The organism is Lachnospira multipara LB2003 (genome assembly GCF_000702205.1).
Taxonomy (GTDB): Bacteria; Bacillota; Clostridia; order Lachnospirales; family Lachnospiraceae; genus Lachnospira; species Lachnospira multipara_A.
The window spans coordinates 532,487-559,360 of sequence record NZ_JNKW01000001.1 but is presented as its reverse complement, the minus strand read 5'-3'; the positions used below and the strand labels follow the sequence as shown (position 1 = coordinate 559,360).

The 26,874-nt window shown below is 33.7% G+C and carries 23 protein-coding genes; 20 read left to right on the top strand and 3 right to left on the bottom strand.

Going from position 1 to position 26,874, the window contains the following annotated elements; all coding sequences use genetic code 11:
* Positions 1-24: 24 nt before the first annotated feature.
* From clpX to yihA, 3 genes are all read left to right on the top strand, one after another.
* Complete coding sequence (gene clpX / locus T537_RS0102605) at positions 25-1,296, top strand: ATP-dependent Clp protease ATP-binding subunit ClpX (protein ID WP_027438177.1); 1,272 nt, start codon at positions 25-27, stop codon at positions 1,294-1,296.
* A gap of 78 nt (positions 1,297-1,374) precedes the next feature.
* Positions 1,375-3,729, top strand: coding sequence for an endopeptidase La (lon, locus tag T537_RS0102600; RefSeq protein WP_027438176.1), 2,355 nt, complete (start codon positions 1,375-1,377; stop codon positions 3,727-3,729).
* Positions 3,730-3,750: 21 nt separating this feature from the next.
* Positions 3,751-4,401, top strand: a complete 651-nt coding sequence (gene yihA, locus T537_RS0102595; protein ID WP_051637138.1) for a ribosome biogenesis GTP-binding protein YihA/YsxC — start codon at positions 3,751-3,753, stop codon at positions 4,399-4,401.
* A 62-nt stretch (positions 4,402-4,463) separates the two neighbouring features.
* On the opposite strand, the gene T537_RS0102590 is transcribed toward yihA, so the two are convergent.
* The 3 genes from T537_RS0102590 to T537_RS0102580 all read right to left on the bottom strand — a co-directional run bounded on the left by T537_RS0102590 (position 4,464) and on the right by T537_RS0102580 (position 7,234).
* Positions 4,464-4,979 carry a DUF4364 family protein gene (locus tag T537_RS0102590; protein ID WP_027438174.1) on the bottom strand — a complete coding sequence of 172 codons (516 nt, stop codon included), beginning with the start codon at positions 4,977-4,979 and terminating at the stop codon, positions 4,464-4,466.
* A 120-nt stretch (positions 4,980-5,099) separates the two neighbouring features.
* Positions 5,100-6,083, bottom strand: coding sequence for a tRNA modification radical SAM protein MnmL/YtqA (locus T537_RS0102585; protein WP_027438173.1), 984 nt, complete (start codon positions 6,081-6,083; stop codon positions 5,100-5,102).
* Positions 6,083-7,234, bottom strand: a complete 1,152-nt coding sequence (locus T537_RS0102580) for an NAD(P)-dependent malic enzyme (protein WP_027438172.1) — start codon at positions 7,232-7,234, stop codon at positions 6,083-6,085. The genes T537_RS0102585 and T537_RS0102580 overlap by 1 nt, the downstream gene beginning before the upstream one ends.
* Positions 7,235-7,587: 353 nt before the next feature.
* Here T537_RS0102580 and rho point away from each other — a divergent pair, with 353 nt between their 5' ends.
* The 17 genes from rho to T537_RS0102490 all read left to right on the top strand — a co-directional run bounded on the left by rho (position 7,588) and on the right by T537_RS0102490 (position 26,822).
* A complete protein-coding gene (gene rho / locus T537_RS0102575; RefSeq protein WP_031556159.1) occupies positions 7,588-9,249 on the top strand; it encodes a transcription termination factor Rho in 1,662 nt (553 codons plus the stop codon).
* 269 nt (positions 9,250-9,518) lie between these two features.
* The gene (gene rpmE / locus T537_RS0102570; protein ID WP_027438170.1) at positions 9,519-9,722 is read left to right on the top strand and encodes a 50S ribosomal protein L31; all 204 of its coding nucleotides are present in this window, start codon (positions 9,519-9,521) and stop codon (positions 9,720-9,722) included.
* Positions 9,723-9,873: 151 nt separating this feature from the next.
* On the top strand, positions 9,874-11,361 hold the full coding sequence (locus tag T537_RS12640; RefSeq protein WP_081823233.1) for a DUF1385 domain-containing protein: 1,488 nt from the start codon (positions 9,874-9,876) through the stop codon (positions 11,359-11,361).
* Positions 11,362-11,366: 5 nt separating this feature from the next.
* Positions 11,367-12,227, top strand: a complete 861-nt coding sequence (gene prmC / locus T537_RS0102560; RefSeq protein ID WP_031556155.1) for a peptide chain release factor N(5)-glutamine methyltransferase — start codon at positions 11,367-11,369, stop codon at positions 12,225-12,227.
* A 94-nt stretch (positions 12,228-12,321) separates the two neighbouring features.
* The gene (gene prfA, locus T537_RS0102555) at positions 12,322-13,392 is read left to right on the top strand and encodes a peptide chain release factor 1 (protein WP_031556154.1); all 1,071 of its coding nucleotides are present in this window, start codon (positions 12,322-12,324) and stop codon (positions 13,390-13,392) included.
* Between the two features lie 312 nt (positions 13,393-13,704).
* The gene (locus T537_RS0102550; protein ID WP_027438167.1) at positions 13,705-14,781 is read left to right on the top strand and encodes a DUF5692 family protein; all 1,077 of its coding nucleotides are present in this window, start codon (positions 13,705-13,707) and stop codon (positions 14,779-14,781) included.
* Between the two features lie 80 nt (positions 14,782-14,861).
* Complete coding sequence (locus T537_RS0102545) at positions 14,862-15,473, top strand: HdeD family acid-resistance protein (RefSeq protein WP_031556153.1); 612 nt, start codon at positions 14,862-14,864, stop codon at positions 15,471-15,473.
* A gap of 21 nt (positions 15,474-15,494) precedes the next feature.
* Entirely contained in the window at positions 15,495-16,124 is a 630-nt protein-coding gene (locus tag T537_RS0102540; RefSeq protein WP_031556151.1) for a ribonuclease H1 domain-containing protein, read from the top strand.
* A gap of 243 nt (positions 16,125-16,367) precedes the next feature.
* Positions 16,368-17,276 carry a quinolinate synthase NadA gene (nadA, locus tag T537_RS0102535; protein WP_031556148.1) on the top strand — a complete coding sequence of 303 codons (909 nt, stop codon included), beginning with the start codon at positions 16,368-16,370 and terminating at the stop codon, positions 17,274-17,276.
* A gap of 25 nt (positions 17,277-17,301) precedes the next feature.
* Positions 17,302-18,633, top strand: a complete 1,332-nt coding sequence (locus T537_RS0102530; protein ID WP_031556145.1) for an L-aspartate oxidase — start codon at positions 17,302-17,304, stop codon at positions 18,631-18,633.
* Positions 18,634-18,649: 16 nt separating this feature from the next.
* Positions 18,650-19,507: a carboxylating nicotinate-nucleotide diphosphorylase gene (nadC, locus tag T537_RS0102525; protein WP_027438162.1), complete on the top strand. Its 858-nt coding sequence runs from the start codon at positions 18,650-18,652 to the stop codon at positions 19,505-19,507.
* 113 nt (positions 19,508-19,620) lie between these two features.
* On the top strand, positions 19,621-20,175 hold the full coding sequence (locus T537_RS0102520; protein ID WP_027438161.1) for a transcription repressor NadR: 555 nt from the start codon (positions 19,621-19,623) through the stop codon (positions 20,173-20,175).
* 114 nt (positions 20,176-20,289) lie between these two features.
* Positions 20,290-21,027, top strand: coding sequence for an alpha/beta hydrolase (locus T537_RS0102515; protein ID WP_031556140.1), 738 nt, complete (start codon positions 20,290-20,292; stop codon positions 21,025-21,027).
* 24 nt (positions 21,028-21,051) lie between these two features.
* The gene (locus T537_RS0102510; RefSeq protein ID WP_031556137.1) at positions 21,052-22,440 is read left to right on the top strand and encodes a sodium-dependent transporter; all 1,389 of its coding nucleotides are present in this window, start codon (positions 21,052-21,054) and stop codon (positions 22,438-22,440) included.
* Positions 22,441-23,218: 778 nt separating this feature from the next.
* The gene (locus T537_RS0102500) at positions 23,219-24,661 is read left to right on the top strand and encodes an aminotransferase class I/II-fold pyridoxal phosphate-dependent enzyme (RefSeq protein ID WP_031556134.1); all 1,443 of its coding nucleotides are present in this window, start codon (positions 23,219-23,221) and stop codon (positions 24,659-24,661) included.
* Between the two features lie 12 nt (positions 24,662-24,673).
* Complete coding sequence (gene speE, locus T537_RS0102495; RefSeq protein ID WP_027438157.1) at positions 24,674-25,531, top strand: polyamine aminopropyltransferase; 858 nt, start codon at positions 24,674-24,676, stop codon at positions 25,529-25,531.
* Between the two features lie 31 nt (positions 25,532-25,562).
* Positions 25,563-26,822 carry a saccharopine dehydrogenase family protein gene (locus tag T537_RS0102490; RefSeq protein WP_027438156.1) on the top strand — a complete coding sequence of 420 codons (1,260 nt, stop codon included), beginning with the start codon at positions 25,563-25,565 and terminating at the stop codon, positions 26,820-26,822.
* Positions 26,823-26,874: the final 52 nt, after the last annotated feature.

Sequence of the window (26,874 nt, the reverse complement as noted above, 5' to 3'; positions counted from 1 at the left end):
ATATAATTATAGGAGAGAGTTAACATGGCAGGAAGAACAACAGATGAAGGCAATAAGCTTAGATGCTCATTCTGTAATAAATCTCAGGATCAAGTAAAAAAGCTTATAGCTGGACCTAATGGCGCTTATATTTGTGATGAGTGCGTGGGTATCTGCAGTGATATTCTCGATGAGGAATTTGATACTGCTGAATTAGATGCAGCTGATGACTTAAATATTAACTTACTTAAGCCAAAGGAAATTAAAGAATTCCTCGATGATTATGTAATTGGTCAAGATGAAGCTAAGAAAGTTTTATCAGTAGCTGTTTATAATCATTATAAGAGAATTTTATCGGGAAGAGACTTGGATGTTGAACTACAAAAGAGTAACATTCTTATGTTAGGACCAACAGGTTCAGGTAAGACTTTCCTTGCACAAAACTTAGCTAGACTTCTTAATGTGCCATTTGCAATTGCAGATGCTACAACACTTACAGAAGCTGGTTACGTAGGTGAAGATGTGGAGAATATCTTACTTAAGCTTATCCAGGCAGCAGATTATGACGTGGAAAAAGCTCAGTATGGTATTGTTTATATCGATGAAATTGATAAGATTACAAAGAAATCAGAGAATGTCTCTATTACAAGAGATGTATCTGGTGAAGGCGTTCAGCAGGCACTTTTAAAGATTTTAGAAGGTACTGATGCATCAGTTCCACCTCAGGGTGGTCGTAAGCATCCACAGCAGGAGCTTATTCCTATTAACACAACTAATATTTTATTTATTTGTGGTGGTGCTTTTGATGGATTAGAGAAAATTATTGAATCGCGAATGGATCAAAGTTCAATTGGATTTAATTCTGAACTTCATGAAAAGTCAAAAGAAACAGTTGGTGAGATGTTCCATAAGGCACTTCCTCAGGACTTCATTAAATTTGGTCTTATTCCTGAATTTGTAGGTAGAGTGCCAGTTGTAGTAGCACTTGATTCCTTAGATGAAGATGCCTTAGTAAGAATTTTAAAGGAACCAAAGAACGCTATTGTTAAGCAGTATCAGGCATTATTTAGTCTTGATGAGGTTGAACTTGAATTTAGAGATGACGCTATTAGAGAAATTGCACATAAGAGTTTTGAAAGAAAGACAGGTGCAAGAGGTCTTCGTTCAATCTTAGAGTCTGTAATGAATGAGACAATGTATGAAATACCATCAGATGATACAATTTCAAAATGTATCATAACTAAGGAAGCTGTTGAGGGAATCTCAAAACCGCTTCTTGAATATAGAACTGACAAGGTATCTAAAAAAGCACAATAGTTTTATACATAGTGATTGGCGGATATTTCTGTCAATCACTATTTTTAATTATGAATTAGAGCTAAAAGGAAGAATGATATGAAGGATTTAAGCTTACCAGTTATACCATTAAGAAATATCACAGTACTACCAGGAATGGTAATACAGATAGATATTAGCAGAAAAAAATCAATAATGGCGACTAATAGAGCTATGCAGCAAAATCAAATGATTTTTCTTGTATCACAAAGAGATTCAGAAAATCTAGCTCCAGAAATCGATGATTTATTTGAAGTTGGTTGTATTGCTAAGATTAAGCAGGTTGTAAAGTTACCTAATAAGATTTTAAGAATTCAGGTAGAGGGTAATTTAAAGGCCAATTTATTAGAGTTAGAGGATAGAGATGATTATTTAATGGCATCAGTTTCGCCATTTATGTCTCATTTAATTAAGCCAGATGAAGTGACTAATAGGGCAATGGTAATGGGGATACATGAATTAGTCAAAAGATACGGTATAGCTAATGTTAAGATGAGTAGGGATATATTAACTAATTGGTTAGGAATAAATGATATAGATAAGCTGTTAGAGTCAATAAGTATAGATTTTCCAATGGATTATGAAATGAGACAACATGTCTTAGAAATAACAGATGTGGAAGAAATGTATGAATATATTGGAAAAGTGATGATAGAGGAGTGCAATGCTTTTGCAATTAGAGAAGAATTAGCTATAAAGGTTAAGGAAAAAGTGGATAAAAACCAGCGAGAATACATACTTAAGGAACAGGCTGGTGTAATAAATGAAGAGTTATATGGTGATTTAATTTCAGAAATTGACGATTTTAAACAAAAAATCATGGAATTAAATGCAGAGGACTATGTTAAGGATAAACTTTTAAAGGAATTAAGAAGATTAAAGGAGATCCAGGGAAGTTCATCAGAGGCTAATGTGCAAAGAACATATATTGAGAATTGTTTAGAACTTCCATGGAATAATGAAACAGAAGACAATAAGGATATTTTTAACGCTAAGAAAATCTTAGATGAGGATCATTATGGACTTAAAGAGATCAAGGAAAGAGTGTTAGAAACACTAGCTGTTAGAAATATTACAGATAAGGGTAATGCGCCAATTATATGTCTTGTGGGACCTCCAGGAACAGGTAAGACATCTATAGCAAGAAGTGTGGCAAAAGCTCTTAATAAGAATTATGTAAGAATTTGTCTTGGTGGTGTTAAGGACGAGGCTGAAATTAGAGGCCATAGAAAGACATATATAGGAGCAATGCCAGGTAGAATTATAGATGGATTGGTAAGTGCAGGAAGCAATAATCCATTAATGTTGCTTGATGAAATTGACAAAATAAGTTCAGATTATAAGGGCGATACATCAGCAGCACTTTTAGAAGTGCTAGATAGTGAGCAAAATACGCATTTTTTAGATCATTATATAGAAATGCCAGTTGACCTTTCTAACGTGTTATTTATTGCAACAGCAAATGATTTGTCGACTATTTCTAGACCTTTACTAGACAGAATGGAAATCATCGAGCTAAATAGCTACACTGAGAATGAAAAATTCCATATTGCTAAGGAACACTTAATTAAGAAACAGATTAAGAAAAATGGTTTAATGCAAAAGGATTTAAAAATAAGTGATAAGGCTATTTATAAGCTTATTAGTGGCTATACTAAGGAGGCTGGTGTAAGAAATCTGGAAAGACAGATTAGTAAGCTTTGTAGAAAAGCAGTCAAAAACTTATATGAGTCAGGGGCCTTTAACGAGGATGGTACAAGAAACAAGGATATAAAGGATACAGTAAAGGTTACAGATAAGAATTTAAGCGAATTCCTAGGTAAGGAAAAGTATAGACAGGATCAAAAAAATAAAGCTCCAGATGTTGGAATTGTTAGAGGACTTGCTTGGACTAGTGTTGGTGGTGATACACTAGAAATTGAAGTTAATACAATGCCAGGTAAAGGTGAATTAAAGCTAACAGGTTGTATGGGTGATGTAATGAAAGAGTCTGCTATGATAGCCCTTTCCTATGTAAGATCAATTACAGAAAAGGGAAAATATAAAGTTGACAGCGACTTTTTTGAAAAGCATAATATACATATTCACATTCCAGAGGGAGCAATTCCTAAAGATGGTCCTTCAGCAGGTATAACCCTTGCAACGGGTATATTATCAGCTGTAACTAATATTAAGGTGTTATCAAATCTTGCCATGACAGGTGAAATTACTTTAAGAGGTAAGGTTTTAGCCATTGGTGGACTAAAGGAAAAACTTCTTGCTGCTAAGGCTGCTGGAATTACTAAGGTTTTAGTTCCGGCTGATAATAAAAGTGATGTGGAAGAATTTGACGAAGAAATCACTAGCAAATTAGACATTGTATATGTCAAGAATATGACAGAAGTGCTAGATAATAGCCTTGTTATAAATAGCTAAGGATAAAGAGATGAGGTTAGTATGGTAATTAAAAATGTTAATTTGGAAATTGTAATAGGTGTGACAAGTAAGATACCGGAAACAACACTACCAGAGGTAGCTTTTGCAGGTAAATCAAATGTTGGTAAGTCATCGCTTATTAATGCATTAATGAGAAGAAAGTCTTATGCGAGAATATCTTCACAGCCTGGTAAGACACAGACAATTAATTTTTATAATATTAATGACATTATGTATTTAGTGGATTTACCTGGATATGGATATGCTAAGGTATCTGAATCAGTTAAGGCTAAATGGGGTAAGATGATTGAAAAATATTTGCGTACATCAAAGCAATTAAAACAGGTATTTTTACTTGTGGATATAAGACATGACCCTTCAGCTAATGATAAAATGATGTATGACTGGATTGTAAATAATGGCTTTAGACCAGTAATAGTAGCAACAAAACTTGATAAGATAAAAAGAAGTCAGGTTCAAAAAAATATAAAGGCAATAAGAAATGGTTTAGGCTTACAAAAAGATGATATTTTAATACCTTTTTCATCAGAAACAAAGCAGGGTCTAGAACAGCTTTGGGAACTTGTTGATGGATATGTTCTTGGAAGCCCTGATGAAGGCTCCGAAGAAGGCATCGATGAAGGCTTCGAAGAAGGCTCTGATAAAGCCTAAATAGTATAATAAAAAAGACATAATGAAAATTAAATGTAAAATTAATTTTCATTATGTCTTTTTTACATGAGTTTACTGATAATAAATTCGTATATCTCTTGGCTATTCTCGCGCCATTTAGCACAAATATTTTCAGCCTGTTCTTCTAGTGGAACATTAAGAGATAATTCAATGATGTTAATGTTACCTTCTTTAACCTTACAATCTGTCATGTAGGTTCCATCTGTAGTTCTGTAATAATCAGAAGTTGTACCTGATTCATTCTTTAGATTGTACTTGTTAGCTATAAGGTATTCGTCAATTTCCTCTCTAATGCTACTAGATATCTTTGTATAGAAAAAAGCTATAGTATCAACGCCGTCTTTAGTAAGTTGATATTGCGTATTATTTTGATAATTAGTTTTCTTAATAAAGGAATCTGCAACTAAAGAATTAATAGTTTCCTGAAAAGTAAAATAATCAGTATATTTCTTCTCTAGCATAAAGGTTGACATTTGACTGTTAGTCAATGGAAAATTAACCTTGCTTAGCATGTAAAGAATCATTAACTTATAAAGTGTTGTCGCATTGCCTTCCATAAAATTTTTCCCCGTCTCTTATTAGTGCACAAAATGCCATACTGATAAATAATATACTAACTTTGGCTAATTGACAATACAATTTTGTCAATTTGGATGACTTTTAAGTAAAATTTTCTATTATTTCTTAAAATTACAACCTTGATATATATTGTTATCCTTAAAATATTTATTCATGGAATTTAAGACATATTTTTTATTGGCAGTCCAAGTAGGTTCAACAAGTAGGCTTTTTGGTCCATCTCCTGTTAATCTGTGAATTACCATGTTAGCTGGGAGAAGCTTAAGTATGTTTCCTAGCACATCAAAATATTCTTCCATTGAGTAAATATGGAATTTTTTTTCTAAATAATCCTGGTATAAATCTGTGTCTTTTAGTACATGTAAGAGCTGTAGTTTAACCCCACTAATAGGGAGTTTAGATATAAACTTAATAGTTTCGTATATGTCATTATTGCTTTCACCTGGAAGGCCAATTATAACATGTACAATAATTGGAATGTTTAGTTTGTTAAGCTTATCTACGGCATCTACAAAGGTTTTAAGAGGATATCCTCGCCTTATATATTTAGCTGATTTTTCATGTATTGTCTGAAGCCCTAATTCAACCCATACAGGCTTTATTTTGTTGCAAGCATCAAGAACTTCAAGAATTGGTTCTTCAAGGCAATCTGGACGTGTAGCAATGTCTAAAATCTTAATATCATCTCTGTTAATTACAGGGAAAAATAAAGAACGCAAATATGAAGGACTTGCATAGGTATTAGTAAAGGATTGAAAGTAGGCGATGTAGGAATCACCTTTAAATTTATTAGAAACCCTTTCCTTAGCCTTTGATATATTTGCGTCTAGATTAGCTATTATTTGTTGTTGCCTTAAAGTCATGTTGGAACTAGATTTACCCTCACTCTCTATCGGTGTAGCGATAGAGAGTTTAGTGGCAAAATCACCAGAACCACCGCGGGAGCAAAATATACATCCTCTTGTATCAATAAGCCCATCTCTATTAGGACAGGTCATTCCACCATCAAGGGAGAGTCTATACATTTTGCAACCATAAGTGTCCTTTAAATATTCGTTAACTGAATAGTAGTAAGGAAGCATTATTTAATATGATCCTTTACAGCCTTAGCTACAACGTCAGCAACTCTTTCATCAAATGCTTCTGGTAAAATGTTAACATCTGATAGTTCATCATCTGATACAAGGCTTGCAATTGCTGTGGCAGCAGCTAATTTCATTTCTTCAGTAATCTGAGTTGCTCTACCTTCAAGAGCACCCTTAAAGATACCAGGGAATGCAATTACGTTATTTACCTGGTTAGGGAAATCTGAACGTCCAGTTCCCACAACTCTTGCGCCAGCTTCCTTTGCAACATCTGGCATAATTTCTGGAGTTGGATTAGCCATTGCAAAAATGATTGAATCCTTATTCATTGTCTTAACCATTTCGGCTGTAACAATATTTGGAGCTGATACGCCAACAAAAATGTCAGCGCCTTTAAGGGCATCTGCTAAACTACCAGATTTATTGTCAAGGTTTGTTACTTCCATCATGGATTTTTGCATCCAGTTAAGGTCTTTTGAATCCTTATTTAAGATACCTGATTTATCGCACATAGTAACGTTTTTAAAGCCGTATGTAAGTAAAAGCTTTGTAATAGCAATACCAGCTGAACCTGCGCCATTTACTACAACCTTAACATCTTCTTTATTCTTCTTAGTTACTTTTAATGCGTTAATAACGCCTGCTAATACAACAATAGCAGTTCCGTGCTGATCGTCGTGGAATACAGGAATATCAAGTAATTCCTTAAGACGAGTTTCAACTTCGAAACATCTAGGTGCTGCAATATCTTCAAGGTTGATTCCGCCAAAAGCAGGAGCAATATTTACAACAGTCTTTATAATTTCTTCTGTATCTTGAGTATCAAGACAAATAGGCACTGCATTTACTCCACCAAATTCCTTGAATAATACAGCTTTACCTTCCATAACAGGCATAGCAGCATGAGCACCAATATTACCAAGGCCAAGAACGGCACTACCATCGGAAACTACTGCAATAGTGTTTGATTTAATTGTGTATTTATAAGCAGCTTCCTTATCTTTTGCGATTATTTTGCAAGGTTCAGCCACACCAGGAGTATAGGCTAAACTTAAGTCCTCTCTTGTAGCAATCTTCATCTTAGGTGTTGTCTCAAATTTACCATTCCATTCTTCGTGAAGTTGTAGAGCTTTCTGTGCATTTGTCATAATTAATACCAACCTTTCTTAATTACTTATGATTTTTCCTAAAGAAAATTAGTGCTAAAAGCTTATAAAATGGGCTTTCGCACGAGTCTAATAATAACATATTTGTAAGTTGAAAAAAAGAAAAGAAAAATATAGGGCTTTTATTTTTTTGTAATATGTTTTATAATGTTAAAGAAGATACTTATGAAACGATTCAATTCGCTTCTTTGAATTGAATAAAAATCAAATCAATTTCGGTTTTTTTCCCAAACTAGAATTAATTTAAGACAGTGATATTTTAGGGCTTAATGGCTTATGCCGTTTTATTTATATTTTAATTTAATTTATTTTTGAATTTGAAAGAGAGGTTATCGATGAGAGAAAAGCTAGAAAAATTATCATTAGTTGCATTAAAGCAGATAGCAAAAGAATTAGGGCTTAAAAACGTATCTACTTTAAAGAAAAGCGCATTGATTGATGTTTTAACTGAAGCTGATGGCATTGAAAGTAAAATATCTGATGATGCTAGTAGCAAGTCAAAGACTGAGCTAGAAGATGGCAAAGAAATGCAAGAGAATAAAGAAAATTATGATCAATCAACTGACAGTCTTAAAAATGAAACACAGGATCAAAAGTATGAAAGATACGAGAAACATATTACAAGATATGTAGCTAAAGATAATAAAAGAGAAAGCAACAAAACTTACTATAATAACAGAGAAAACAATAGAGATAATTATAGAAACAATCGTTTTGATAGAACTAATCGCTTTGACAAAAATACAGATAATCGAAATGATAATAGATACGATTCTAGATTTGAAGAAAAAAACCCAAGAAATTATACAAAGCCAGCAAAGGCTATTATAACACCAAAGCCATTACCAAATTATGATGTTAAACTTGAAGAAGATGAAGTTATGGCTGATGGTATCTTAGAAGTTATAAATGAAGGTTACGGTTTCATTAGATGTGAAAATTTCTTACCAGGTGATAATGACGTATATGTATCTCCAACACAGATAAGAAAATTTAACTTAAAAACAGGTGATATTCTTACAGGTCCAGCTAAGCAAAAAAATTCAACAGATAAGTTTAGAGCATTGCAGTATCTTGTTTCTATTAACGGTTTAGATCCAAGTTATGCCATTGAAAGACCAGCTTTTGAAAAGTTAACACCAATTTTTCCAAATGAAAGAATACATCTTGAGCCAGGTTCTAATACAGTGGCAATGAGAATGGTGGATTTAATAAGTCCTATTGGTAAGGGACAAAGAGGTATGATTGTATCTCAGCCTAAATCAGGTAAAACAACTCTTTTAAAGCAGGTTGCTAAGGCAGTTGTTAATAATAATCCAGAAATGCATTTAATTATTCTTCTTATTGATGAAAGACCAGAAGAAGTAACAGATATGAAGGAATCAATTAAGGGTGATAATGTAGAAGTTATTTACTCAACATTTGATGAACAACCAGATAATCATAGAAGAGTATCTGAAATGGTAATTGAAAGAGCAAAAAGATTAGTTGAGCAGCAGCAGGATGTTATTATTTTGCTTGATAGTATTACAAGACTTGCAAGAGCATATAACTTAACAGTTCAAGCTTCAGGTCGTACATTATCAGGTGGTTTAGATCCAGCAGCACTTCATATGCCTAAGAAATTCTTTGGTGCAGCTAGAAATATGAGAGAAGGCGGAAGTTTAACAATTCTTGCAACAGCTCTTGTAGATACAGGTTCTAAGATGGACGATGTTGTATTTGAAGAATTTAAGGGAACAGGTAATATGGAACTTGTACTTGATAGAAAGTTATCTGAAAGAAGAGTGTTCCCAGCAATTGATGTTATTAAGTCTAGTACAAGAAGAGAAGATTTACTTCTTGATGCTGATGAATTAGAAGCAGTAAATATTATGCGTAAGGGACTTAATGGTCAAAGAGCAGAGGAATCTGCAGAAAGGGTTATTGACTTATTCTATAAAACAAAAAATAATAGTGAATTCGTCAATAGAATCTTAAAGGACAGATATATTTAATATTTTATTCGTTTTGTTTTTTTTAAGAAACAAAATTAAGAGATGTCTGTAAATCAAGGTATATAAGGATTATCGATGGTATATAATAGATACAAAAAATACTTGCATTACAAATATACCTATGATAGAATATAAAAGCTGTTTATCGATAGATACGAAGTTATCGTTGTATACAGTTATCATTCGATGCAAGTTATCGCATGGCAACATGCTAGCAGTCGATAACTAATTAGTAGATAAATTAATCTTAATTGTAAAGAGGTGAAATCATGAGAGAAGGTATCCATCCAGAATATTACCAGGCTAAGGTTGTTTGTAACTGTGGTAATGAATTCGTAACAGGTTCAACAAAGGAAGAGATCCATGTAGAAATTTGTTCTAAGTGTCATCCTTTCTATACAGGACAGCAGAAGGCAACATCAGCTCGTGGACGTATCGATAAGTTCAACAAGAAGTATGGTGTTAACAACTAATAATGAAATATTAAAGATTGAGGTGAAAGCCTCAATCTTTTTTTATGCCTAATTTTTATCTTTTGTATTATGTTAAATTATGTTATTATAGGAGTGTTTGTTATGAAAATTACTTGTAATGTTATTTATACATAATTTGGAGGACTTAAAGATGAAATTATCGGGTATTGGAGGTCAGGCAGTAATTGAAGGTATCATGATGCGTAATCAGGATAAGTATTCAGTGGCTATTAGAAAGCCTGACAATGAAATAGAAGTTATAGTTAAAGAGAACACTTTAGCAACTAAGAAATATAAGTGGTTGAATTATCCTATAATTAGAGGCGTTTTCAACTTTTTTGATTCATTAGTTACAGGATTAAGTGTACTTAATTATTCTTCTACTTTTTATGAAGATCCATCAGAAAGAGAAAAAACTAAGATTGACGAAATCGGAAAGAATATTTTTAAGGATAAATTCGAATCAATCTTAATGGCAGTGACTGTTATTTTATCTATATTTTTAGCAGTTGCTTTATTTATGGTTGTTCCCTATTTAGTATCAAGAGCATTAGCTGTTGTAGTGTCATCTAAGGGATTGCTTAATTTCTTTGAGGGCATTATAAGACTTATAATTTTTGTATTATATCTTGCTTTAATATCTCAGATGGGAGATATAAAGAGAACATTTATGTATCATGGTGCTGAGCATAAGTGTATTAATTGTATTGAGAATGGTGCTAGACTTACACCAGAGAATGTTAAGAATAGTTCAAGATATCATAAAAGATGTGGAACAAGCTTCTTGTTTATAGTAATGTTTGTTAGTATTGTATTTTTTATCTTTATAAGAATAGATAATACAGTGGCACAGCTAATTATTCGTATTCTATTAATGCCAGTAATAGCTGGAGTTTCATACGAAGTTATTAGATTTGCTGGTAAAGTAGATAATAAGTTTACAAGACTTTTAAGTAAGCCAGGTATGTGGTTACAAAAGTTAACTACTAGGGAACCTGATATGGACATGATAGAAGTTGCAATTAAGGCTGTTGAGAAGGTCTTTGATTGGGAAAAATTCTTAGTTGAGGACTATTATAAGGATTCTACGGATATTGTTGCTGATATTGAGAGTTCTGAAAGAGAATTAGCAATTGCAGCGGTTCATATGGGCAAGACAACAAAGAAGACTCGTTCAATTTCTGTAGAAGCAGAAGATAAGGAAGAGAAGGAATTAACTGCTGAAGAAAAATATATTCAAGCAGCTAAGGAATTCGAAACAGCCGAGAAAGATAATAGCCTTGAATCGGTTTATGAGACAATTGAAGAGCTTGAGAATGAAGAATCAACTACTGTGGATGAAACAGCTGATTTTGTAATTGAGAGCCTTGAAGAAAGTAAAGTAGAAGATGAGGGAATTGTTTTTGAAGAGCCGATGTTAGAAACTGAGACTGTTTCTGAATTTGATGATGAATTAGACTCTTCTGCAAAAGACGCTAAGGAAGAAGTAGAAGAATCTAGTGAAGTAGATGGTTTTGTTATTGAAGATTTAGAAGAGAATGCAGAGGATGCAGACTTAGATTTTGAGTATATTGATGAAGAATCTGATGATGATGAGAATGAAGAAATTCCTGCATTTAAGTCAAGAAATAGAAAGTAGTAAATATGACTATTAAAGAGAAATTATTAGAAGCTACTAGTATTTTAGAAAAACAGGGCATTGATAATGCTTCATATGACGCTAAAGAATTATTAATGCATGTACTAAATATTAGTAATACTGATTTGCTTTTAAATAGCAATAAGATAATAGAAGATTTTGCGGCTACACAATATGATGAATGCATAAAAAGAAGAGCAAATCATGAACCATTACAGCATATTACAGGTATAGCGTATTTTTATGGAAGGGAATTCCTTGTAAATGAGCATGTATTAATACCGCGATATGACACAGAGAATTTGTGCTATAAACTCTTAGACCTTATAGAAGAAAATGATCGCATTCTAGATATGTGTACAGGTTCAGGATGCATTATAGAGACACTTTTTTTAGAAAGTAAATGTTCTAAAAAAGCAGGAGATACTGTAGCTGTTGATATTTCTAAGGAAGCTCTAGAAGTTGCTAAAAATAATGCCGCTCGCCTTGGTATTGATGCAATAGAGTTTATTAATAGTGATTTGTTTGAAGAATTAAATGATGATTTCGTAAAATTTTTTGATGTTATTGTAAGTAATCCGCCATACATAAGAACTAGTGTTATTGAGGAATTAGATAAGGAAGTTAAATTACATGATCCCTTTATAGCGCTTGATGGAAAGGAAGATGGACTTTTATTTTATAGAAAAATAACAAGAGACTGCAGACCATTTTTAAAAGAAGGCGGTTATTTAGCTTATGAGATAGGCCATGACCAGGCAGCAGATGTAAGTAAGATAATGAAAGATAATGGTTTTAGTGATATTAAAGTTTATAAAGATTTATCAGGATTTGATAGAGTTGTGATAGGAAAGTATATACATTAGCATATATAAAAGTTGCATACTTTTCTTTGTAATGATAGAATTAATCTCTGTGAGTTAAATTTAGGTTTTGAAAGGTTAGGTTAATCTTATGGATATGTTTGATAGATTAGAAGATACAGTTAATAGATATGAAGATATAAATGCAGAACTTGCTAATCCTGATGTTGTTAATGATCAGGATAAATTTAGAAAATTAATGAAGGAGCAGGCTAATCTTACTCCAATCATTTCTGCATATACAGAATATAAGACTAATAAGCAGAATATTGAAGATAGTTTAGCTATTCTTGACGAAGAGTCAGATGAAGAATTAAAGGATTTAGCTAAGGAAGAATTAGCTGAGTCTAAGAATAGAATTGCAGAACTTGAGAAAGAACTTAAGATTTTATTACTTCCTAAGGATCCTAATGATGATAAGGATATTATTATGGAAATTAGAGCTGGTGCAGGTGGTGAAGAAGCAGCACTTTTTGCAGCAGAATTATTCCGTATGTATACTCATTATGTTGAATCTAAGGGCTGGAAGGTAGAAGTTTTATCAGGTGATGAAACAGGTATCGGTGGCCTTAAGGAAATTGAATTTATGGTTAAGGGACAGGGTGCATATTCAATTATGAAGTATGAATCAGGTGTTCATAGAGTACAGAGAGTTCCAGTAACAGAATCTAATGGTAGAATTCAGACTTCAACAGCATCAGTAGCATGTATGCCAGAAGCTGAAGAAGTAGATGTCCAGATTAACGAGAAGGATATTAGAATTGATGTTATGCGTGCTTCAGGTAATGGTGGTCAGTGTGTCAATACAACTGATTCAGCTGTACGTTTAACACACTATCCTACAGGTATTGTAATTTATTCTCAGACTGAAAAATCTCAGATTCAGAACAAGGAGAAGGCATTTGCCTTACTTCGTGCTAAGTTATATGACTTAGAGACACAGAAGGCTCATGATGCTGAAGCAGATGCTAGACGTAGCCAGATTGGTACTGGTGATAGAGCTGAGAAGATTAGAACATACAACTTCCCACAGGGTAGAGTTACAGATCATAGAATTGGTCTTACACTTTATAAACTTGATAAGATAATGGATGGTGACATCCAGGAAATCATTGATGCTTGTATCGCAGCAGATCAGGCAGCTAAACTTGCTAAGATGGGTGAATAACTTAAGAATCATTAATATATTTGAGACCTTAATTTAAGTTAATTTAAGTTAAGGTCTCTTTTTTGTTGCACAAGACCGGCAAGCGAATGGATGCTTGCATACAAATTCATTTGCCGGTCGTAAGAACATGGAGCACTAAGTGCGGAATGTTCGTGTGCGAAATCGAGTAGGAGTTAGCCTACTCGATTGCACAATACCGGCAAGATTTAAATTTCAATTACCATTTATATAAAAATATTTGTGAAACAATTGAACAAGGGCTATATTTAAGGTATAATATTTATGAAAATTTAATGTACGGAGGGAATAAATATGTTATTTCAATTGTATGGCGATAAGTCACTTTATCAGCTATTAGGTTGGGTACTTGTTTTTGTTGGCTTGATTTTGTTAAACGAAATCGGACGTCGTACAAAAGCAGGTGGCATTTTAATCTTTGTTATTATCCCAATAGCTCTTACAGTATACTTTATCGTAATGAATGTTGCTGCAAGCAGTGGAGCTGCTTGGGCGCTTGACAGTCAGACACACAAGTATATGAATGGTTGGTTCCATTATGCTAAGCTTTATGCAGCAGATATTGGTTGTGTCGGATTTATGATGATTAAGTATAAATGGGGGATTGGAAAGGCAAAATGGTTTAGGGCATGGCCTTTCGTAATTGTAGCTATTAATATCTTAATCGCAGTTGGTTCAGATTTTGAATCAGCATGGCACTTCTACTCATCTGGGGAGCATTGGTGGAAGTCAACAGAAGATGTATGGTTATACGGCGGATGGTGGAATATCGTAAATGGTATTGCTGGTATATTAAACATCCTATGTATGACAGCATGGTGGAAGGTATATTCTTCAAAGGATGGTAAGGATATGATTTGGCCAGATATGACAATTTGGTTTATTATTGCTTACGATTTGTGGAACTTTGAATATACATACCTTAATTTACCAACTCATACTTGGTATTGTGGCGTTGCATTATTACTTGCTCCAACATTTGCTAATGCATTATGGAATAAGGGTGCTTGGATTCAGAATAGAGCTAATACACTTGCAATTTGGTGTATGTTTGCCCAGATTTTCCCACTATTCCAAATTACTGAACCATTCTCAGTATTACCTTCTTTATATAAGGGGGCAACAGCTGCAGGAGTCACAGCATTTGATATGACTAAGATTAATACAGTTGAAGAATTGGTAAATGCAGGTGTTACAGCAAATCCAATTCCACAGGGCGTTGTGGCAATCCTTGCAATTGCATTTAATGTAATTTGTTTAGCTGTTATTATAAAGAGAGCTAGAAAGTTATCAATTAATCCATACAAGGACAACGTATTTGTTGGAACTAAGGATTTTGAAGAAGCATTAGAGAGGGCTAATGTGGATTAAAAGCTTGTTTTACTAAAAATAAACATGCCTGAGATTTATTCTCAGGCATGTTTTGTATAGTTTTTAAAAAGGAGATAGAGATGGATAGTATATTAAATAAGATTAAAACAGTAGTAAATGAATTAATATTAGTTTCTATTGCATTAATTGTTGTTGGTGTTTATTTGATAATAGAGCCAGTTGGTGCACAAATTGTGGTATGTAGAATATTTGGGGCACTACTTATAATTTGGGGTGCATTAAGATTTATTGCTTATTTTAAGTCCAATAGAAATACTATTTTTTCTTCCTTTGGTTTGGTACAAGGCTTAACATTAATGTTTTTTGGTTTGTTTTTTTTGCTAGATCCTGTGGATATAGCAGGGATTTTTGGTATAATGCTTTCTATAGTTGTTTTGATAAATGGAATTCTAATGTTACAATATGCAATCGAACTTAGAAGATTAGGATCAAAGGAATGGTGGATTGAGATTTTATCAGGCTTACTTATGATTACCCTAGGAGTAATTGCCCTTGTTAATCCTTTTGCAACATCTGCTAGTTTAATGGTATTTATGGGCGTTGTATTAATTTATGGTGGCGTTGTAAATTTGGTATCTGTACTTAGAATAGCATCCATTGCAAAGCAGGTAGAAAATGAAGTAAAGGATATGGTTGATAAGGCAAAATCTGTTGTGAATTCTAGAAAGTAGCCAAAACCTTAAGGATTTAATATGGCAAAAAAATATTATGCAGTAAGACAGGGAAGAAAAACAGGAATTTTTGAGAGCTGGGATGAATGCAAAAGTAATGTTACAGGCTTTAAAGGAGCAGAATATAAGAGTTTTACCACATTACAGGAAGCAAAGGATTATTTAGAAACTAATAGCTTGTCTATAAAGGAAGATAGTAAAGATACGTTAACTTCTGGCAAAAAAGTTAGTTTAGATGATAATTATGCCTTTGTTGATGGTTCTTTTAATATTGCTACAGGAGTATATGGCTTTGGAGGCTTTTTAATAGCAGCTGGAAATAAATATGAGCTAATGGGAAGTGGCAATGACAAGGAAATGGTATCTATGAGAAATGTTTCAGGAGAGATACTTGGAAGCAGAGCTGCCATAGAAAAAGCCATAGAATTGGGCCTATCAGAGATTTCTATTTATTTTGATTACATGGGAATAAGGGCATGGGCTCTTGGAGAATGGAAGAGAAATAAAAAGGGAACAATGGAATATTACGATTTTATACAGTCAGTTAAGGATAAAATTAAGATAAATTTTGTAAAGGTAAAAGGTCATTCAGGAGTGGATGGTAACGAAGAGGCTGATAGACTGGCTAAAAAGGCTGTTGGAATTATCTAATTAAGACTGAATTTACAAAATTAAATTATGAATTAACTAATAATAAGCGTATTTGTAAAGAAAAACTTTACAGATACGCTTTATTTTTCTAATCAACTGTCTTGTCAGTTGTAAAGATTAGTAGTATACTCTTACCAACATCCAAAAAGATGTTAGCAAATAGACGGGGCCTTAAAGGTATAGTTATTAAGAAACCTACTTAATAACTGTATCTTATAGGTTAATAAAAAATAGGAGAAGGTTATGTCAATAGTAGATGATATTATTAAGCTAAAAAAGGAAAAGAACGCAGTTATTCTTGCACATTACTATGTTGATGATGAAGTACAAGAAATTGCAGACTACGTAGGAGATTCATTCTACTTAAGCAAGGTAGCAACTAAGATTTCAGAGGATAGAATTATTTTTGCAGGCGTTGAGTTTATGGGTGAAAGCGCTAAGATTCTTAATCCAAGTAAGAGAGTATTTATGCCAGATGCAAGCGCTGATTGCCCAATGGCTCATATGGCAACTAAGGAAGAGATTTTAAAGGTTAAGGAAGAATATGAGGATGTGGCAGTTGTCTGTTATATAAATTCAACAGCACAACTAAAGACATATGCTGATGTATGTGTAACAAGTTCTAATGCTGTAAAGATAGTTAAGAATTTGCCTAATAAGAACATTTTCTTTATTCCAGATTGCAATCTTGGAAGATTTGTTGCAAATCAGGTTCCAGAAAAGAATGTGATTTTAAATAAGGGATTTTGTCCAAGACATGTGGCAATTACTAAAGACCATGTATTACAGGCTAAGAAAGCACATCCAGAAGCTGTACTTGCAGCACATCCAGAATGTACACAAGATGTTCTTGATTTAGCAGATTATATTGGAGCAACATCAGGAATAATAGATTATGTAGTTAACACAGATTTTAAGGAATACTTAATTGGAACAGTAGATGGTGTTTTTGCAGAAATTCATAAGAAAGCACCGGATAAGAAACTATTTACTTTAAAGCCAGATCAGGTATGTGTAAACATGAAGAAGGTAACTTTATCAAAGATTCTTGATTGTTTAGAGGAAGATGTTAATGAAGTCTTTGTAGATGAAGATACAAGATTAAAAGCATTAAAACCATTAGAAAAAATGTTAGAGCTTGCAGCTAAATAAGCGAAAGCTAAAGAAAGGGGTATTTATGGAGAACGATACAGATATTTTAATAGTAGGATGTGGATGTTCAGGACTTTATGCAGCCCTTAATTTACCAGCTAATAAAAAGATAACAATAATTACAAAATCAGATTTAGAAAGTTCAGATTCCTTTTTAGCTCAAGGCGGAATGTGTATGCTAAAGGAAAAATCAGACTATGCATCTTTTTTTGAAGATACACTTAAGGCTGGACATTATGAGAATGATAAAAAATCAGTTGAGATAATGATTAAGTCATCACCAGATGTGGTAAAGGATTTATTATCTTACGGTGCAGATTTTAATAAGGATGAGAATGGAAATTTAGCATATACAAAGGAAGGCGCTCATTCAACTAATAGAATTATTTACCATAAAGATGTTACAGGTAAGGAAATTACAAGCACTTTATTAAAGAAGGTAAAGGAGCTTAAGAATGTAACATTTTATGAGAATACAAGAATGCTTGATATTATTGAGAAGGATAAGGTTTGTGTAGGTGCTGTAGTTAAAGATAGTTCAGGACAAATTCAGTGCATTAAAGCAGATACAGTAATTCTTGCAACAGGTGGAATTGGAGGAATTTACGAACATTCAACTAATTTCCCACATTTAACAGGAGATTCAATAGCAATAGCCCTAAAGCATGGAATTGACTTAAAGAATGTAAATTATGTGCAAATCCATCCAACAACTCTTTATTCTAAGAAGAAAAAGGGAAGAAGTTTCCTAATTTCAGAGTCAGTAAGAGGAGAGGGAGCACTTCTTTACGATAAGAATGGTAAGAGATTTGTTAATGAATTATTACCAAGAGATTTATTAACAGAGGAAATTAAAAAGCAAATGGCTAAGGATAAGACAGAATATGTCTTAGAAGATTTAAGAACAATTCCTAAAAAAGAGTTAATAGAGCATTTCCCTAACATTATAGAACATTGTAAGGAAGAGGGATATGATTGCTTTAGTGAGCCAATACCAGTAGTTCCAGCACAGCATTATTTTATGGGAGGAATTAAGGTAAACTACGAATCTAAGACTAATATAGAAAGTCTATATGCAGTGGGAGAAACAGCTTGTAATGGAGTACATGGTAGAAACAGATTAGCAAGTAATTCATTACTTGAAAGTTTGGTTTTTGCTAAGAGAGCAGCTAAGGATATAGTAGAGACAAAGCTTAATAATAAAGCATCCCTAATAAAGGAAAATGCTGACAATATTATAGGCAATGTGGATATTAAACGATACGCTAATGAGGATGAGTTAAATAGGGAATACAAGGATTTAATCCAGAACAAGATAGAAGAAGAAAATAAAATTTATAAGGCGATTAGAGCCTAAAAAAGGAGAATAATTTATGTTTGATGAAGTAACACTAAGACTTAATGTGGATCCATTAATACTTGGAGCATTAAAAGAAGATATAACAAGTGAAGATGTAACAACTAACAGCGTTATGCCAAATCCTAAGAAGGGTGAAGTTGATTTAATTGCTAAGGAAGATGGTATAATTTGCGGTTTACAAATTTTTGAGAGAACATTTACACTTCTTGATCCTAAGACAGAGGTTATCTTTAATGTGACTGATGGTGATAAGGTAAAGAAGGGAGACAAATTAGCTAAGGTAATAGGGGATATTAGAGTATTACTTTGTGGAGAGAGAACAGCTCTTAATTACTTGCAGAGAATGAGTGGAATTGCCACATATACTAATAGCGTTGCTAGTCTTTTAAAGGGAACTAATACTAAGCTTCTTGACACAAGAAAGACAAGTCCTAACAATAGAATTTTTGAAAAATATTCAGTAAGAGTCGGTGGAGGTAACAACCACAGATATAACTTAACAGATGGAGTTTTATTAAAGGATAATCATATTGGGGCAGCAGGTGGTGTTGCTAATGCTATTAAGGCAGCTAAGGAATATGCACCATTTGTAAGAAAAATTGAAGTTGAGGTAGAAAACCTTGATATGGTAAGAGAAGCAATTGATGCAGGGGCTGACATTATTATGCTAGATAACATGAGCCATGAAGATATGCAAAAGGCAATGGAAATTATTAATCATAAGGCTCAGGTAGAGGTTTCTGGAAATGTAAATAAGGAAAATATTGCTAAGATTACAGATTTAGGAGTTGATTTTGTTTCAAGTGGAGCATTGACGCATTCAGCACCAATAATGGATTTATCTTTAAAGAATTTGCATCCTATTGAATAATTTTTGCTAAGTAAATATCTAGACTATTACGGAATATAATATATAATATGTTAAGAAAAAAATGCTAAATAGTTAATAAGATAAATATTTACGATAAAGGAAAGGGATGCCATATGAATGGTGAAGATAGAAGAAAAGCTATAATTGATGTTTTAAAGAAATCTGATAAAGCAGTTTCTGGTGAAAGCCTAGCAAAGAAATTTGATGTAAGTAGACAGGTAATTGTTCAGGATATAGCATTGATTAGAGCCAAGGATATAGATATATACTCAACTAATAGAGGATATGTTATAAGTTCAAAAGAGAATGAATATACACGAGTTTTTAAGGTATATCATACAGAAGAAGATGCACAAAATGAGCTTAATGCCATAGTTGATGCAGGTGGATGGGTTAAGGACGTATTTGTATATCATAGGGTTTATGGAGTTTTAAAGGCTGAGATGAATATACGTTCAAGACGAGATATAAAGGAATATATGGAGGAAATTCATAGCGGAAAAAGTACCTTGCTTATGACCATTACTTCAGGATATCACTACCATACCATAGCAGCTTCTGATGAAAAAACTTTAGAATATATATGGGATGAACTTCAAAAATTAGGATTTATAGCCAAGCTACAAGACTATGAACCAGTGGATTTTTGGAATAAGGAAGATAATTAAAGTTTAATAAACAGCCTGAATTAAGGATGAGTTTGTGATAAAATCACTAGGAAACTAACTACAATATAGGGGTTTCCTAGTTTTTTTATTTTCCAGATAAAGGTGAGGTAACAGATGAAGAAAAAGAAGATTTTAAAGAGAGTACTAATAGGAATAGTAGCTGTAGTAGCAGTACTTGCTATAGCTTTTTTTGCTTATACAAAAGACTATTATAGAGCTAGTGATTTAGCTAATTCGTCACTAGTATCAGATGAAGAGGTTAATGTAGAAAAGTTAGATGATGAAACTTATGTATTTAAACCAACTAATGAAACTAATACAGGTATAATTTTTTATCCTGGTGGAAAGGTAGAATATAGTGCATATGCACCACTCCTACATGAATTAGCAAGCAGAGGTGTGTTATGTGTATTAGTTAAAATGCCAGCTAATTTAGCAATACTTGATACTAATGCAGCAAATGGAATAAAAGAAGATTTTCCAGAGGTAGAAAACTGGTATTTATCAGGTCATTCTCTAGGGGGAGCTTGTGCTTCAATGTATTTGGCTAAAAATGGAAACGATTATAAAGGATTAATTTTATTGGCCGCATATTCAAATAAAGATTTGAAAAATTCCAATCTTGATGTATTATGTATCTATGGCTCAAACGATGGCGTGATGAAAATGGATTCTTATAATGACAATAAAAAGAATTTACCAGAAGACGCGAAAGAAGTAGTCATTGAAGGAGGAATTCATTCTTACTTTGGAAGCTATGGCCTTCAAAAGGGAGATGGAGAGCCTACCATTACAAACGAAGATCAAATCAATTCAACAGTAGATGCCATAACTGAATTTGTATTTGATTAATTTACAGGAAGGAATTTTTAATTAATGGAAAAGAGAAAAACTTTTGGTGGATCCCTTGGATTTGTATTGGCGGCAGCCGGAAGCGCAGTAGGATTAGGTAATATTTGGCGTTTCCCTTATTTAGCAGCAAGAGATGGTGGAGGACTATTTCTTGTAATTTATATCATATTGGCTTTAACTTTTGGTTTTACATTGGTTACAGCAGAAATTGCAATTGGTAGAAAGACAAAGCAAAGTCCACTAACAGCCTATGGAAAACTTAACAAAAATTGGACATGGCTTGGATGGATTTCAAGTATAGTACCATTTATAATTTTGCCATATTACTGTGTAATAGGTGGATGGGTATTAAAGTATTTAATTGCTTTTTTAACAGGACATGGAATCGATGCAGCCAAAGAAGGGTATTTTACAGATTTTATAACAAGTAAGGGCGAACCATTAATCATGATGTTTATATTCTTATTTGCAGTAACAGTAGTAATTTACTTAGGCGTAAATAAGGGTATTGAATCATTTTCTAAGGTGATTATGCCGGTATTATTAGTATTAGTAGTGGGAATTGCAATTTTTTCACTAACAATAACTAAGACAGATGATGCGGGAGTTACAAGAACAGGTTTACAGGGCCTTAAATATTACGTAATCCCTAATCTTGATGGATTAACAGTTAAGAAGTTTTTTAACGTAGTAATGGATGCAATGGGACAGTTGTTCTATTCATTATCAGTAGCAATGGGTATCTTAATAGCCTACGGCTCATATGTAAAGGATGATGCTAACTTACCAAGATCAATTAATCAGATTGAAATTTTTGATACATTAGTAGCATTTCTTGCAGGTGTAATGATTATACCAGCAGTTTACGTATTCTCAGGAACAGATGGAATGGCATCAGGTCCATCTTTAATGTTTGTAGCATTACCTAAGATTTTTGCAAGCATGGGTAAGGCAGGAACAATAGTAGGAATTATATTCTTTGCAATGGTATTATTTGCAGCTATAACAAGCGCAATGTCAGTATTAGAGGCAATAGTATCAGGAATGATAGACAGTGATAAGCGATTCTCAAGAGGAAAAGCAGTTATTATTGAATTTATTGTATCATTAGCATTAGCTTGTTTAGTTTGCTTTGGATATAACGATTTATATTTCGAATTAAAGTTACCAAATGGCGCAGTAGGCCAGATTTTAGACGTAATGGATTATGTAAGTAATAGTATCTTAATGCCAATAGGAGCAATAGCTACTTGTATCTTAGTTGGATGGGTAATTAAGCCAAAGGTAATTATAGATGAAGTAGAAAAAAGTGGCGATAAAATGGGTAGAAAGAGACTATTTACAGTGATGATAAAGTATATAGCACCAGTGTGTTTATTTGTTTTATTACTTATGTCTTTAGGTATATTTTAATTAGGTCTTTTAATTGACACTGATTTTAAAATTTGTTACAATATTGCGCGTATGAGAAGTATAACTTTTCATGCAAATATGACCACTTTATGATTTATAAAGGTAAGCCTAACGGACAGGCGGGTCGGTTGCCGGTGTGGTAAACCCACGTTATTGATTGAGTTAATAGCTCTGTTTTTTAAGTTGATTACTTTATAATCGGTGCTAAATAGCACGTCATCTTGTAAAACGGTCAATAAAGAGTAACGCGTATTTGCATGTAATGCTATAGTAATTCTCTATATTAATAATAGACTGATTACGCAGGTGATTGTGCTAGCACAATCCCTGCTTTTTTAGTGACTAAGACTGTGCAGCAGTAGGCTTTGCATGCTAGCATGCGAAAGCCTAACTATTGCACAGTCAAACAGAAATGAGCAAGTAGACGCAAGGCGTCGGATTGCGAATTTCTAAAGCATCAAGAGAGTGCGAAGCACGGATTGATGCGTTAGTCACTAAAAAAACTAGAACATTTGCAGAAGGAAGCTAATAAAGAAATTAGAGGATGCAATAAAGGAAGCAGCGAGGCGGAGCCAATGCTGCGTATTAAACTGCAACAAAGGATAAGCAGCGAGGCGGAGCCAATGCTGCACAAACTGCAGCAAAGGAAGCAGCGAGGCGAAGCCAATGCTGCGCATTAAACCGCAACAAAAAGCGGCAAGAGCGAAGCAAATTGCCGCTCTCACCCCCTCTAATCAACTTAAAAACTTCGATTAAAATAAATTTGGAGGCAAGTACAATGCTAGATCAGACAAGAGCTCCTATATATGAAGCATTAGAAAGATTAAGACGTCAAAGAGTAGTACCATTTGATGTTCCAGGCCACAAAAGAGGTAGAGGAAATAAGGAACTCGTGGAATTACTTGGAGAACGTTGTGTAGGAATAGATGTAAATTCTATGAAACCACTAGATAATTTAAGTCACCCAGTATCAGTAATTAAAGATGCAGAAGAACTAACAGCAAGTGCATTTGGTGCAGAACATGCATTTTTAATGGTAGGTGGAACAACATCAGCTGTACAGGCAATGATACTTTCAGTCTGTAAAAGAGGCGATAAGATTATCTTACCAAGAAACGTACATAAGAGTGCAATTAACGCATTAGTACTATGTGGCGCAATTCCAGTATATGTTAACCCAGAAGTTAATAAGGAATTAGGAATTTCATTAGGAATGGAAGTTTCAAGCGTAGAAGCTGCAATTAAGGAAAATCCTGATGCAGTAGCAGTACTTGTAAATAATCCAACATATTATGGAATATGTTCGGATATTAAATCAATTGTAAAGTTAGCTCATGATGCAGGCATGAAGGTATTAGCAGATGAAGCACATGGAACACATCTTTATTTTCAGCCAGAACTACCAATTTCTGGAATGGCAGCAGGTGCAGATATGGCAGCAATATCAATGCATAAATCAGGAGGAAGCTTAACACAAAGCTCGATTTTGCTTACTAATAAAGGAGTAAATGCAGAATATGTAAGACAGATTATTAATTTAACACAGTCAACATCAGCATCTTACCTTTTATTATCAAGTTTAGATATTTCAAGAAGAAATCTAGCACTTAGAGGAGAAGAATCATTTGCTAAGGTAATGCAGATGGCAGAATATGCTAGACGTGAAATTAACAGTATTGGTGGATATTATGCCTACGGCAAGGAATTGGTAAATGGCACAAGCGTTTATGATTATGATGTAACTAAGTTATCAATTCATACATTAGGTATTGGACTTGCAGGTATAGAAGTGTATGATTTACTTAGAGATGAGTATGATATTCAGATAGAATTTGGAGATGCAAGTAATATCTTAGCTTATATTTCAATAGGTGATAGACTACAGGATATAGAAAGATTAGTTGGAGCACTAGCTGATATAGCAAGAATTTATAAGAAGGACAAGACAGGAATGCTAACAGGAGAATTTATAAATCCAGTAGTAGCAAAGTCTCCACAGGAAGCGTTTTATGCTAAAAAAGTATCTCTTCCACTTAGAGAAACAAAGGGAAGAATTTCAGGGGAGAACGTAATGTGTTATCCACCAGGAATTCCAATCCTTGCACCAGGTGAAGAGATAACAGAGGAAATTATTGAGTATATTGAATATGTTAAAGAGAAGGGATGTTCAATGCAGGGAACAGAAGACCCAGAAGTTAACAATTTAATGGTTTTAGTTTAGAGAGGTAACAAAATGGAAATGTGGTTTTCAGAACTTCATACATCAAATGTGAAGTTATCAATGAGAATTGAAAAACAGCTATTTTCCGGAGTATCAGACTGTCAAAGAATAGATGTATTAGTTTCTGATGAATTTGGCAAATTTTTAGCTCTAGATGGTGAAATATTATTCTCAGAAAAAGATGAATTTATTTATGATGAAATGGTAACACATGTGCCAATGTCAGTGCACCCTAATGTAAAAAAGGTATTAATCATTGGTGGTGGCGATGGCGGTGTTGCAAAGGAATTAACACAATATAGTCAGATAGAACAAATAGATGTAGTAGAGCCAGATGAAATGTTTGTGGAAGTATGTAGAGAACATTTTCCAGAATTGGCATGTGGACTAGATGATAGTAGAGTTAATGTCTATATTCAAGATGCGCTCAGATTTTTAAGAAGCAAGTCAGATGAATATGACTTAATTATAAATGATGCAACAGATCCTTTTGGATATACAGAAGGACTCTTTACTAAGGAGTTTTATGGTAACTGCTATAAAGCCCTTAAGGAAGACGGTATAATGGTATATCAGCATGGTAGCCCATTTTATGATGAAGATAAGGAAGAATGCGTAAAAATGCATAGAAAAGCCTATAAAGCCTTCCCAATAAGTAGAGTTTATCAGGCACATATTCCAACATGTCCATCTGGTTATTGGTTATTTGGATTTGCATCTAAAAAATATCATCCAATTAATGACTTTAAGCCAGCAAAATGGAAAGAACTTGGAATCAAAACACGTTACTACACAACCAACCTACATAAGGGCGCATTTATGTTACCAAGATATGTAGAGGATATGCTTGAAGAAGAAGAACGCGATTAATTTGGATAAATTATAAGGAGGACTTTTTATTATGAGTCGTTTATTAATTATTGGCTGCGGTGGCGTAGCGCAGGTTGCTATTACAAAATGTTGTCAGAACAGCGAAGTGTTTACAGAACTTTGCATAGCTTCAAGAACAGTAAGTAAGTGTGATGCTTTAAAGGAAAAACTTGAATCACAGACAACAACTAAGATTACAACAGCAAAGGTAGATGCTGATAATGTTGATGAATTAGTAGCTTTAATTGAAAGCTATAAGCCAGATGCTGTACTTAATCTTGCACTTCCATACCAGGATTTAACAATTATGGATGCATGTCTTAAGACAAAGGTTAATTATATTGATACAGCTAACTACGAACCAGAGGATACAGAAGATCCAGAGTGGAAGGCAATTTATGAGAAGAGATGTAAGGAAGCCGGTTTCTCAGCTTACTTCGACTACTCATGGCAGTGGGCTTATAAGGATAAATTTAAGGATGCTAATATCTTAGGCTTACTTGGAACAGGTTTTGACCCAGGTGTTACATCAGTGTTTACAGCTTATGCTAAAAAGCACTACTTTGATACAATTGAAAGCGTAGATATCTTAGATTGTAACGGTGGAGATCATGGTTATCCATTTGCTACAAACTTTAACCCAGAGATTAACCTAAGAGAAGTATCAGCACCAGGTTCATATTGGGAAGATGGACATTGGGTAGAAATTCCAGCAATGTCAATTAAGAGAGAATATGATTTCCCAGAAGTTGGTATGAAGGATATGTACTTACTTCACCATGAAGAAATTGAATCTCTTGCTAAGAACTATCCTGAGATTAAGAGAATTAGATTCTTTATGACATTTGGTCAGAGCTATCTTACACATATGAAGTGTTTAGAAAATGTTGGTATGTTAAGAACAGATCCAGTTAAATTCAATGGAGTAGATATAGTTCCAATTCAGTTCTTAAAGGAATTATTACCAGACCCTGCAACACTTGGACCAAGAACAGTAGGTAAGACAAACATTGGTTGTATCTTTAAGGGTATGAAGGATGGTAAGGAAAGAACAATATACATCTACAATGTATGTGACCATCAGGAATGCTACAAAGAAGTTGGCTCACAGGCTATTTCTTATACAACAGGTGTGCCAGCTATGATTGGTGCAATGATGGTTGTAACAGGAAAGTGGAATGGAACAGGTGTATTTAACGTAGAAGAATTTGATCCAGATCCATACATGGAAGCACTTAATAAGTGGGGCTTACCATGGGTAGTTGATGAGAATCCAGCAACTGTGGAATAAATATATATATTAATTAAAAAACTAGTAGCGTCACCTGCGTTACTAGTTTTTT